This is a genomic window from Runella sp. (assembly GCF_027484545.1).
Lineage (GTDB): Bacteria > Bacteroidota > Bacteroidia > Cytophagales > Spirosomataceae > Runella.
The window spans coordinates 1-11,265 of sequence record NZ_JAIXST010000309.1; the positions used below are offsets into that span (position 1 = coordinate 1).

11 protein-coding genes are annotated in these 11,265 nt (G+C 44.8%); 7 read left to right on the plus strand and 4 right to left on the minus strand.

The window, feature by feature from the left end; genetic code table 11:
• The first annotated feature begins 154 nt into the window (after positions 1 to 154).
• The 3 genes from Q0081_RS27745 to Q0081_RS27755 all read left to right on the plus strand — a co-directional run bounded on the left by Q0081_RS27745 (position 155) and on the right by Q0081_RS27755 (position 1,699).
• A complete protein-coding gene (locus Q0081_RS27745) occupies positions 155 to 904 on the plus strand; it encodes a sensor histidine kinase (protein ID WP_298361224.1) in 750 nt (249 codons plus the stop codon).
• An 87-nt stretch (positions 905 to 991) separates the two neighbouring features.
• Positions 992 to 1,522 (plus strand): LytTR family DNA-binding domain-containing protein, encoded by a 531-nt coding sequence (locus tag Q0081_RS27750; RefSeq protein WP_298361226.1) that lies wholly within the window; start codon positions 992 to 994, stop codon positions 1,520 to 1,522.
• A 6-nt stretch (positions 1,523 to 1,528) separates the two neighbouring features.
• Positions 1,529 to 1,699, plus strand: coding sequence for a LytTR family transcriptional regulator DNA-binding domain-containing protein (locus tag Q0081_RS27755; protein ID WP_298361227.1), 171 nt, complete (start codon positions 1,529 to 1,531; stop codon positions 1,697 to 1,699).
• 87 nt (positions 1,700 to 1,786) lie between these two features.
• On the opposite strand, the gene Q0081_RS27760 is transcribed toward Q0081_RS27755, so the two are convergent.
• The 3 genes from Q0081_RS27760 to Q0081_RS27770 form a co-directional block, all read right to left on the minus strand.
• On the minus strand, positions 1,787 to 2,224 hold the full coding sequence (locus Q0081_RS27760) for a nuclear transport factor 2 family protein (RefSeq protein WP_298361229.1): 438 nt from the start codon (positions 2,222 to 2,224) through the stop codon (positions 1,787 to 1,789).
• Positions 2,225 to 2,257: 33 nt separating this feature from the next.
• Positions 2,258 to 3,193: a D-2-hydroxyacid dehydrogenase gene (locus tag Q0081_RS27765; RefSeq protein ID WP_298361231.1), complete on the minus strand. Its 936-nt coding sequence runs from the start codon at positions 3,191 to 3,193 to the stop codon at positions 2,258 to 2,260.
• A gap of 308 nt (positions 3,194 to 3,501) precedes the next feature.
• Complete coding sequence (locus Q0081_RS27770; RefSeq protein WP_298361233.1) at positions 3,502 to 5,964, minus strand: zinc-dependent metalloprotease; 2,463 nt, start codon at positions 5,962 to 5,964, stop codon at positions 3,502 to 3,504.
• A 449-nt stretch (positions 5,965 to 6,413) separates the two neighbouring features.
• Between Q0081_RS27770 and Q0081_RS27775 the strand changes: the two genes are divergently transcribed.
• The 4 genes from Q0081_RS27775 (at position 6,414) to Q0081_RS27790 (ending at position 10,881) form a co-directional block, all read left to right on the plus strand.
• Positions 6,414 to 6,848 (plus strand): dual specificity protein phosphatase family protein, encoded by a 435-nt coding sequence (locus tag Q0081_RS27775; RefSeq protein ID WP_298361235.1) that lies wholly within the window; start codon positions 6,414 to 6,416, stop codon positions 6,846 to 6,848.
• Positions 6,849 to 7,058: 210 nt separating this feature from the next.
• On the plus strand, positions 7,059 to 7,940 hold the full coding sequence (locus Q0081_RS27780) for an AraC family transcriptional regulator (RefSeq protein ID WP_298361237.1): 882 nt from the start codon (positions 7,059 to 7,061) through the stop codon (positions 7,938 to 7,940).
• Between the two features lie 109 nt (positions 7,941 to 8,049).
• Positions 8,050 to 8,181 (plus strand): hypothetical protein, encoded by a 132-nt coding sequence (locus Q0081_RS27785; RefSeq protein WP_298361239.1) that lies wholly within the window; start codon positions 8,050 to 8,052, stop codon positions 8,179 to 8,181.
• Between the two features lie 204 nt (positions 8,182 to 8,385).
• Positions 8,386 to 10,881 carry an FG-GAP-like repeat-containing protein gene (locus tag Q0081_RS27790; RefSeq protein WP_298361241.1) on the plus strand — a complete coding sequence of 832 codons (2,496 nt, stop codon included), beginning with the start codon at positions 8,386 to 8,388 and terminating at the stop codon, positions 10,879 to 10,881.
• 191 nt (positions 10,882 to 11,072) lie between these two features.
• On the opposite strand, the gene Q0081_RS27795 is transcribed toward Q0081_RS27790, so the two are convergent.
• On the minus strand, positions 11,073 to 11,265 hold a 193-nt coding region (locus Q0081_RS27795; RefSeq protein ID WP_298361243.1), incomplete at its 5' end, for a DUF2200 family protein.

Below are 11,265 nucleotides of genomic sequence, written 5' to 3' on the forward strand. Positions count from 1 at the left end.
ACGAAGAAAGCAAATCATAAAAAAAAATTTCGCAAGAAAAAGCCAACAGCGGGAAGTATTGATTCACAGAGCATTAAGACTACTCAGGTAGGAGGGGAAGAACGAGGTTACGACGGTGGTGCTTGTGTATGTTTTGCTCAAAAACCTCCACGATATGTACCTCTATGGCTATGTTGTAGGGGATTTGGAGCGGCGCACCTTGTTGGTCAATACCTTTTATAATGTGTCCATTGCCATCTTTTACGCGGTTTTCAGGATGGCCATCTGGCTGAGTCGAGAATGGTTTTACCAGCGCGAATTGGTCCAAAAAATTAAAAATGAGCAATTGGTGACGGAATTGCAGTATCTCAAATCGCAGATAAATCCGCATATTGTGTTCAATACGCTCAATCTGATTTACGGCTCTATTCATAAAACCAACCCCGAAGCAAGGCAGTTGGTAGTGCAATTTTCGGATTTATTACGCTATCAATTGTACGAATGCAACGTAGAAAAAGTCCCGATTGAGAAAGAATTGGATTATTTGAGCAATTACGTAAATCTGCAACGATTACGCAAAAACGATAACTTGACGGTGAATGTGGAGGTAAGTGAAAATAGTAAAGGCTTTACGGTAGCTCCGTTGCTGTTTTCTCCTTTTGTGGAAAATGCGTTTAAATACGTAAGCAATCATGAAACAAAACACAACGGGATTACTGTTCGATTGTCCTTGGAAAAGGATACCCTGATGTTCAGTTGTTTCAATACCAAAAACGGTAAGGTTGTCAAAACTGCCGATGGTTCAGGAGGTATTGGAATTGCCAATGTAAAACGACGTTTGGAGCTGCTTTATCCGCAACGACACGAACTGAAAATTGCAGAAAATACGGATATGTTTGAAGTAGAGTTGAAACTAATTGTCTGATTTATTTACGGCCATAACACCCCAAAGCCGTAAAATAACATCCCTTCTCCTGAAAGGAGAGGGGGGCCAAAGGCGGGGTGAGGTTATATGAAAATCAACTGCATTATCGTAGATGATGAATCCATAGCCCGCAAAGTCGTGCAGGAGTTTGTCGAAGAATGGGATTGGCTGCAACTCGTGGGCCAAGCGGAAAGTCCGTTGAAAGCCATTAATCTATTGGCCCAACACTCGGTAGATTTGTTATTTCTGGACATTGAAATGCCGCAAATGAGCGGTTTGGAATTGCTCAAAAACCTTCCCAATCCTCCCGCCGTGATTGTGACGACGGCCTACCCTCAATACGCGCTCGAAGGGTTTGAACTGAATGTATTGAATTATTTGCTGAAACCTATTTCTATGGAGCGCTTTTTGAAAGCGGCTCTGAAAGCCAAGGCTTTTTTCGAACAAAAAAACAAAACGGCAGCTCCCAATGCCGATTACTTTTTTGTGAAATGTGACGGTAACATTGAGCGGATTGAACTGCGCGAATTGCTCTACGTCAAGGCATTGGAAAACTATATTATCATTCAAACTGCCCAACGAAAATACATTACGTATCTGACTATGAAGGGTTTGTAGGATTATTTGCCTACCGAACAATTTGTTAAAATTCATAAGTCGTATTTGGTCCCTATCGCCAAAATTGACCGCATTGAAGGCAATGAAGTACACATCGGAAACGAAAAACTTCCCCTCAGTCGCAACCTCCGGGCAGAGGTGTTGGAACGAATTGAGGGGAAGCTAGTAAAACGATAACAGTTGTTTTCTTAATCAAGTAAGTAAACACCTACTAATCAATCTAATAACGGTTAACTGATATACAGATAACTGTTGCTTTCGCACTCAGGAAGTATGGTCGCTCACAATCAGCCATTTGCCACTGATTTTTCTGAATACCAACGTAAAATGCCCGCCAATGTCGCCTTTTTCGGGACGCGTAAGATGCCATTGGCCGATGACAAAGTAGGCGTTTTTGTCTAATGGATTTAACCGTAAAATGGTGAATTTCAAGGTCCCCATGGTAGCTCGGTCGGGGTAACGAACCTTGTAGTTGTTGAGCGTATTCTGCCAGCCGTAGGTAGGGCCTTTGGCTCCGATAAACGCTAAGGAATCAGATTTCCAATAGCCTTCCATAAACTCATCTACATTGCCGGCGTTCCAATCGGCTTCCTGCTTCATAAGAAGTTGCCTAATGGCCTTTTGGTCAGTATTTTTCTGAGCCTGACAAATGCTGCTAAACACCAATAAAAACGCAAAAATAAACAAGAACTGATTTTTCATAAAATCCTTACACTTTTAAGCCTTTACACTCCATTAATATCCTTTCGCCAAATCAACTTGATTTTCAAGCGGTTGCCCGTTAATAAACCGTTGGAAATTCTTAATAAAAAAAGCCACTTTTCCTTCGTCTTCGCTGGCTTGTCCACCTGCTGTGTGTTGAGACAGCAATACGTTCGGCATTTCCCAAAGAGGATTGTCAGTAGGCAAAGGTTCCACTTCGGTGACATCCAATACAGCTCCTGCCAATCGGTTTTCCTGCAACGCCAAGATCAGCGCTGCTTCATCCACCGTGGTGCCCCGACCTACATTGGCAAAAACGGCATGGGGAGGAAGCGTATTGATCATTTGGGTCGTAAAAAATCCTTTGGCACTACCGGGCAAACAGTTGATAACCAAATCAGTTTCGGGTAAAACGGCGAGCAACTCTTCGGGTGAGTGGATGTTGGCGGTAGGGTGGGATCGAGCCACCATATTGAGTTGGCAGTCGAAGCCCGACAGCATTTTTCGTACGGATTGACCGATGCTTCCTGCGCCCAAAATGACCACACGTTTGCCCGTAAGTAGATTCAGCTTAAAGCGAATAGGGGTACCTACCCAGCGTTTTTCGGCTTTGAGCAACGTCAACTCATCCATCCCCCGGTAAAATGCCATGATTCCCGCTATAATGGTTTCGGCACAGGGTACTGAAAAATAATCGGCTAAGTTACAGACGGCTACGCTGGGTAATTTTACATTTTTGTACCCGTCGAAACCTGCTGAATCCAATTGCCAGAATTGTAATAAGGGAGGTGTTTTTGCTACCCATGCCGCTGGTGGATTTCCTAAAACAACCTGTGAGTTTTGAAAGGCTGCCAATTGTTCGTTTTCCGGCCATTCATTTTTAAAAAACAGCGCATGACCGGCAGGCCACTGCTTTTTGAGAGCTTTGCGGTTGGCTTCGTTGAGGGGAGTATTTACAAAAATTTGCATTAGATTTGCGAGAAATTAGTAGCGAGTAGTTAGTAGCAAGTAGTGAGAATTTTTTCCAACTTGCTGGATTGACCCCTCAAATTAAAGACTGAAATCAAAATTTATGTTGAATAAGTGGCTTAATAAACTGAATCGTCAGGACTACCCTTTTATTGATTTGTTTTACTACTTGATCGTAATTGTGGTCTTCTTCTTACTGGTTATCATTTCCAGTATATTTTTTGATTAATCTCACCCCTGCCCCTCTCCTTTCTGGAGAGGGAGATTTAGAACTCTTCTCCTGTAAGGAGAGGGGCAGGGGGGTGAGGTTATCTCTGCTTCGAAAAAACAGGTAATTCCCAATCACAGGCAGGAGCCAACCAATCGTAGCCTGATTCAATCGGCTGTCCGTCAGGAGGCGTCATAGAAGGGGTGAGGGTAAGGTCGGCGGGGTTGGATTTGGCCGTTTCAATTTGATGCAACGCAAACAAATCATGGGCTTTTTGTTTGGCATCCGAAATTCCTTTGTTTTTAATCCAAGTACCTAAGTCCCTAACTTTTAGCATGATTACGGCCCGTACCTGCGGTGTTACTTCCTTATTGTTGGACAATTCGAGCAGTTTTTCCAGTATCATTTTCTCTACCAAACGCTCAATTTCCCCGTTGTAAGCTACGCGCGTAGCAGTTGATTTCCAAGTGGAATTTATCAATTGATCCAGCACTTCTTCCAAACTCGGCAATGAGGCATCAATCGAAGATTGAATCACCAAACGACTCAGACGCTCGGGATTAAGCAACATGCGTAAGGTCAAACCGGCCGCGGCTTCGGGCGGTCCAAGCGGGTCGAACACGAGTCCGGTGCGGCGTTTGAACGTCTCACGCGGGTTGGCATCGTACCCAAAAGCACGGGGAGGGGTCAATTTCAAAACCGCATCCGGTACTTTCAGAAAATCGGGTTGAATGGTTTGCAACAACGCTGCCAATGCTTCACGTTGTTCTTTGCCGTTGACGGGCAATGTTTCCAGATTTTTTTCGCCTTTCACCGAAAAACGATAATTAACTCCCGCTACTACTTTGGAGGCCGCTTCAATTTGAAAGCGGTGGAACATGTACATCGGCACAAAAACCTCTTCCAGCGAACTCATTGGTGTGCCCATGCGGAGTTTGCGCTCATCAAAATTCGCTAAAGTAAGTTTACGAACTTCTGAAATACGTTTCAACTCAGCAACGGCACTCACCCCGTTGTCCCACAGGTGTGTTTGCGGGTGAGCACTGCCTTCGGGACGAGCGTCTTGGTCGGTCAAAAAGTACAGGCCCTTGCCGTACATTTGGTCAACTATCGTATTCAATGCCTTTTTTTCATCGGTTCCTTTTGGAAAATCCTGATATCCCCAAATGATGGACCATTTATCGTAATCGCCGATTTTTTTGTCATAAGCGTTCGTCAAATCCACTTTACCGTTTTTCAACTCTACCAGCATGTGCGGATAATCCATCACCGAAGCGCGGTCGTGGATGCTCGACACGTAGTTGTGCGGCAATCCCAATGTATGCCCGATTTCGTGAGCAGAGAGTTGTCGCAAGCGCTCAATGGACATGCCCATCATATCTTCGACGTTGGTGGAATCGGTTTTAAAATCGCCCACCAAACCCTGCGCAATGAGGTAATCCTGACGAACCCGTAACGAACCCAGCGTTACTTTTCCTTTTAAGATTTCACCCGTGCGCGGGTCAACTACGCTTGTGCCGTACGACCAACCGCGCGTGGAGCGGTGTACCCACTGCACCAAATTGTAGCGTACATCCATCGGGTCAGCATCGGCGGGCAGGAGTTTAACCTGAAACGCATCTTTGTACCCGGCTGCTTCAAACGCCTGATTCCACCATTTGGCACCGTCGACCAACGCCGAGCGAATCGGTTCGGGAGCGCCCGGGTCGATGTAGTAAATGATAGGTTTTACGGGCTCACTCAATGCAGCCGTGGGGTCTTTTTTCTTCAAACGGTGACGTACAATGTAGCGCTTCGTGATCGGTTCGCTTACGGGTGTAGCGTAGTCGTAAAATGACGTAAAAATATAGCCCATGCGGGGATCGAAACCGCGCGGTTGGTAGTCATTGTCAGGAAGTTGTACAAACGAATGATGCTGACGTGTAGTGACAATAGTAGGAGTTGGAACTACATCGCGCAGGTAGGCACCCGGCGAGTCGCCCGTCAGTGTGATGGTCACTTCAAACTCGGTGTTTTGCGGAAAGTTTTTGGTATTAGGCAAATATAAAGCCGAGCGCGTGGCATCTAAGCGGAAGGTTCCCTGACGGGCGCGGGTGATGCCCTGAACCGCTGCTACGGCATCCTGCAACAGGAAAGGTGTTAAATCAACCAAAGCCGTTCCTGCATTTTCGGCGGCGATTTCAAATCCCCAATGCACCGATTGCGCAAAGGATTCTTCTACGGCGCGGCGTTCAAGCGGGTCTTTGCTCAGGGCGCGGTAGCCGTAGTTGGGCTCAAGCATCAGGATCTTGTTGCCTGTGCGTTGAAATTTAATGACGTGCTCCTGTCCCAATCGACCGCGATCCAAGCCGATGTCGTTGGAACCAATCCCCTGCGCCAAAGAGGGATAATACAATAATTCAGTGTCAAATTGTTTGATTTCCAAATAGACTTTCCCCTTTTTGGCATCCCAGTAATAGGGCAAAAAGCCGTCCTTCTTTTCCATGTCTTTGGTGAAGGTTTCAATGGGATTTTGGGCAAAAAGCGAACAGGAGCAAAGGGTCAGGAATAACAGTATTCTCATAAAAATGTGGGTGATTAGGTTGTTGGATGATAAATAACCGCGTTTTCAGGGGTTACTTACAAAGAAACCAATTTTTTGGAGAATAGGGAAATTTAGGGGCACTTTGTTGCCCCATTTTTGTCATCGGCATCGGCCGCTCGACCGCAGGAATCTAAAATTACTGGTATAAATGCACTGCGGGGTACCATAGAAGTGTAAAGTAACAAAAAACAAGAAAGGAAAAGGCTTTTAAATCCTATTTGAAGCATTTTCTGTATCAAAAATACGCTGTTTATTTACGGTTGGAGTCTCCTTTTGAAAGACGCTGAACAACAAGGGCAAGTCCGGATGACGTATATGTCAATTAACAGGTAAAATTAATTTCTCCTTTTGACATACGGTTAGTGTTTATTTTGTAAAATTGTCTTTGAACCAATTTTACTCAATGTTTAAACCCTTACTGGCACATCATGCAACTCTATAAAATTGAAGAAACAGGTCCGTTGTACATTTCTCCTGCCATAGATGATTGGGAAATATTGAAGCTAACGATGATAGATGCGATTTTTAATCTTGACTCAAATTTGGATACCAATATCCCGCAGGGAGTCAACCAGCCCTTGTACATTTACTTCCCGTTTGAAGATCATTACTTGCCTGATATTAGAAAATTACACGCCTTAGCTCGACTTGGGGCTTCACTGATTGACAATGGTCATGCCGTTCTGTCACATTGCGGAATGGGACACAATCGCTCGGCTTTATTGGCGGGACTTATTTTGACGTATCTAGGATTCAGTGGAGAAGAAGCCGTTAATTTGATTCAATCGAAGCGTGAAGGAGCTTTGTATAATAAAGTATACGCGGACTATCTGATTTCCGTTAAGGCCAACTCCCGTTTCTAACCTACTGCTGCAACAGCTCAACTGCTTTGTGAAATTTCAGGGGATACTGTGCCTGCTTTATTATCTAAGGTGGTAGGCAAAGCCTTACCTAAAAACGGAAATAGGACATCTTGACCACCCCAAAAGCCATTTATCACAACTTGAAATCAAGCTTTCTGAAAAAGGTTATTTTTGGAAATTCTTTGTGAAAAGATTTCCAATCTCGTGTTTATGGAACAAAAAGACCATTTCAGAAAGTGGCAGTTGTCCAATAATTCGTTGGTATTTTCGTCGCTCTCCGAGTATTACGAGCCTGTGACCTCACACGGGCTTGCATTGAAGTATGTGCAGAAAGGTGAAGAGGTCTATCAATTCAACAACCGCCGTTACAGCGTTAAAGAGAAGCAATTTCTGCTGACCAACGAAAACAACCGAGGGATAGTGGAAATTGAAAGTAAACAGCAGGTGGTTGGAATTTGCATTAATCTTTCGGCGGATATTCTGAAACAGGTAACGGCCAGTCATCTCAGCCCCAACACACAGGAGCCCGACCCTCATTTGGCCGATTTTCTGCTCGGCAGGGCCATGCCCGAGCAAATCATCGGCACAAAGCAGTCTTCTACGGGAAATTATCTTGAAAAATTAGCCCAGAATTTTACGGAAGGGCAAGATACAATTCTCGACACAACCGAATTTTTCTTTGAAGTAGCGGATAATGTAGTAACTGAATTGATGCCTCTGCATCAGAAGATACGCGCGCTTGACGCGGTCCGACCGTTAGCGCAGCGAGATTTGTATTTGAAACTTGAAAAGACCCGACAACTCATTGAACATGAGTTTGTCCAGCCGCTCAATGCCCAAAATTTAGCAATTGAAGCAGGACTGTCGCTGTATCATTTTATTCGATTGTTTAAGAAATGCTACGGTCAAACGCCCATTCAGATGTTAATCGCCCGGCGCATGGCTCATGCCCAAAAGTTGTTGAAAGAGAGTAACTTGTCTGTCAATGAAGTCGCTGAATGTTGTGGATTCTCGGACTTGCAGATGTTCAGTAAAGCCTTCAAAAAATATACAGGCAATAGCCCTTCTACTTTTAAAAATAGCAATTTTTGACAACCTGCCTACGTCATAGAACCCTTACTTTTGGCATTGAGGCCTGTGAGGTTTGTAAGCTATCAAAATAAAAACCTCACAGGTTTGTGGTAACTAAATTCTAAGAGCTATGACAACAGAACAAATCACCAAAACCAAACTATTCAAGGTTTTTCTGCCCATTTTTATCATTGCATGTCTCATCAAAATCTTCAGCGTCGGTTACATGTCGGGGCAGTGGCTATATCAAATGTTACATTAAGTTATTCGTGTACCCGTTACCGCGCGGGCGGCCCCGCCGTGTAACTGTTGATCCGTTAATCGTTATCCGTGTATTCGTTAATCGTGTAACTGTTAATCGTTTTCCGATATCCATTTAACCGTGTTCCGTGTATCCGTTAACCGTTCTCCATTTACTCGTATTCCGTAAATCCGTTTTCCGTACTCCTAAAATCCTTTAACAGCCATGATAAAACGCATTGGTGTAATGGTGCTTTGTATAATCGCCATCCACAACGTATTTGCCCAGAATATCAAACGCAAAGGCAGCTTGGGCGTTAGTTTTTACCAAAATGTACCCGATACGTTAGCCAAAAGATTAAATTATCAATCAGGGGCCATTGTGCAGGTAGCTGTTTCTAATACGACCGCTGCCAAACTCGGTATTCTAAAAGATGACATCATTACTCAATTGAATGGTGTACCCATTGCCAAACCCAATCAACTACTGACAGAGGCCAAAAAACTGCGCGCTGGGGAAACCGTTACCGTGCAGTTGCTCCGAAATGGCAAAGAAATGGTTTTGCAGGGAACAGCTCTGGAACGGCCGCGCGAAACCTCACCCACTGCCGAAGTGATCTATGGCGAGTTTGCCTACAAAAACGGCTTTGTCCGCACCATTCTCAAAACCCCAAAAAATCAAAAACCGTTGGGCACGATTTATTTCCTGCAAGGCTTGCCCTGCTATTCGCTGGACAACATGCAGACACTCGACAAAACCAAGCAGGCGATTGATGCGATGGTGGAACGGGGCTTTGCGGTGTATCGCATGGAAAAAGGAGATATGGGGGATAATCAAGGATTTGGGCCTTGCGAGGAAATGGGGTTTCGGGAAGAACTCGAAATGTATAAAGCGGGGTATGAAAACCTGTTGGCGTTGAAAGACATCAAAAAAGACAAAATCTTTCTTTTCGGGCATTCCATGGGCGGGACTACCGCCCCGCTGTTGGCCGCCCAATTTCAGCCTCGCGGCATGACCGTCTATGGCACAGGGTTTAAGCCGTGGGCTGAATATCTCTGCGACGCTTACCTGATTCAGTTGAGTCTACGCGGTGAAGATTTGGGGGATTTGAGGGAGGATTTGGAAAAATATAAACCCTATTTCTACGATTTTTTCTACGGGAAAAAGACCGTGGAAGAAATCACCAAAGACCCGATGGGGATGTTGGCTATGCAGGAAATGCTGAGTTATAACCCCCAAACCCAATTGGGACCAAGCGGCCGAAGCATAAATACGTTCAAAGAACTCAACGAATTTAACGTTGCCAAAGCCCTTTCGGACTATCAAAACTACGTGTTGGCTATCTACGGTGAATGTGACATCGCTGCCAACAATGCCGACGATAACATTGCTTTGATAAAGCACGTCAATGCCCAACACCCGGGCAAAGGTACGTTTTGGTTGGCGGAGAAAACCACTCATACGTTTGAGAAAATAGGAACGATGGCGGAGTTTATGGAGTGGCAGAAAAATCCGCAGGCCTATCAGCAATACGCCGCTTCGCGCTTCAATCTGGAGGTGTTTGACTACACCTGCAATTGGATGAAAGAGGTATTGCAAAAACCTTTGGAAATGGTCACGAAACCACTTTTTGAAGACGCAAGCGCCAATTTGCCCGAAACGGGCACCAAAGGCCCAAGTATGGATGTGCAGGCGGCTGATATTGACCAAGACGGCGATTTGGACATTATGTTGGCCAATGAATTTAAAGCCAACACCATTCTTATCAATAACGGCAAAGGGCAGTTTGAAGACGAATCGGAAAAACGATTACCCCAACCCGTGCATGATTCGGAAGATGTGGTGGTCAAAGATTTTAACCAAGACGGATTGCCAGATTTACTTTTCTGCTCCGAAGATGACAAAGTCCACGAGTTGTATCTCAATAAAGGCAAAGGCTTTTTTGCAAAAGCGGAGTATCAATTCCCTGATTCAGAAGCCAATGCCGTCATCGCAGCCGATTTGAACGGGGACAAAAAACTGGATGTGATCTTTGGGAACAACGGACAAAATACCGTGTACATTAATCAAGGCAAAGGCGTTTTTAAAGCCGATGATAAAAGGATGCCTGCCTTGGCGAAAGTAACCCAGGATTTGGCATTAATGGACGTGGATAACGACGGTGACCTCGACCTTTTTGAAGCTAACGAAGATGGTAATGTACTGTACCGAAACAGCGGGAAAGGCTTTTTTGAGGACATTTCCGGTACGCACTTACCCAAAAACGACAACCTCGAAACCCGAAAGATTGCTTTTGCCGACGTGGACCATGATGGTGATTTAGACGTTTTTCTGGCCAATGTCAATTTCAGAGGAAACAAAGACCCGCAAAACCGCCTGTTTATCAACGACGGCAAAGGGAAGTTTTCCGACGAAACGGATCAACGTTTGCCCAAAGATACCGACCATACGATTGACGCGATTTTTGAAGACCTAAACAATGACGGACACATTGACCTCATTCTCGCCAATGTGTTTGGAGCGCACCTCAAAGCGTACCTGAACGACGGCAAAGGACACTTTACGGACGAAACCCTAAAAGTTTTCGGCAAAAAATACGTACGTGACGCGTTGGGCGTCATGGCCGCCGACTTGAACGGCGACGGCAAAAAAGACCTCTATATCTGTGACCGATACAATCCCGCCCTCAACCGAAAAGACCTGCTTCTTTTGAGAAAATAAAATCCCCTTATTAAGCTGATGTGGAAAGAGAGGCGTTCGGAATCTCCTAATGAGAAGTTCTGAACGCCATTTATTGCTTATTCGGCCGATGTGATTTCTACAATAACGGGCTGCGATTTATGGACTTTGAATGATGGACGTTTTACCAATAAAGGTACCTCCGTGGTAAATACATTAGCGATAAAAACACGCTACGAAGTTCTCAGGATTTTTTCCAACTTTTTGCCCTTCGCCAACTCATCGACCAACTTATCCAAATACCTGACTTTTCGCGTCAGAGGATTTTCTATTTCCTCGATCCGATACCCGCATATCAGCCCCGTAATGAGATGGGCATTGGGGTTTAAATCGGCATTCTGAAAGAAAATCTCAAAAGATACTTTA

Excerpts from the sequence above, each read along its gene's own strand:
- Q0081_RS27745 (WP_298361224.1), top strand. The coding sequence starts at position 155 with ATGTACCTCTATGGCTATGTTGTAGGGGATTTGGAGCGGCGCACCTTG.
- Q0081_RS27750 (WP_298361226.1), top strand. The coding sequence starts at position 992 with ATGAAAATCAACTGCATTATCGTAGATGATGAATCCATAGCCCGCAAA.
- Q0081_RS27760 (WP_298361229.1), bottom strand. The coding sequence starts at position 2,224 with ATGAAAAATCAGTTCTTGTTTATTTTTGCGTTTTTATTGGTGTTTAGC.
- Q0081_RS27765 (WP_298361231.1), bottom strand. The coding sequence starts at position 3,193 with ATGCAAATTTTTGTAAATACTCCCCTCAACGAAGCCAACCGCAAAGCT.
- Q0081_RS27770 (WP_298361233.1), bottom strand. The coding sequence starts at position 5,964 with ATGAGAATACTGTTATTCCTGACCCTTTGCTCCTGTTCGCTTTTTGCC.
- Q0081_RS27775 (WP_298361235.1), top strand. The coding sequence starts at position 6,414 with ATGCAACTCTATAAAATTGAAGAAACAGGTCCGTTGTACATTTCTCCT.
- Q0081_RS27780 (WP_298361237.1), top strand. The coding sequence starts at position 7,059 with ATGGAACAAAAAGACCATTTCAGAAAGTGGCAGTTGTCCAATAATTCG.
- Q0081_RS27785 (WP_298361239.1), top strand. The coding sequence starts at position 8,050 with ATGACAACAGAACAAATCACCAAAACCAAACTATTCAAGGTTTTTCTG.
- Q0081_RS27790 (WP_298361241.1), top strand. The coding sequence starts at position 8,386 with ATGATAAAACGCATTGGTGTAATGGTGCTTTGTATAATCGCCATCCAC.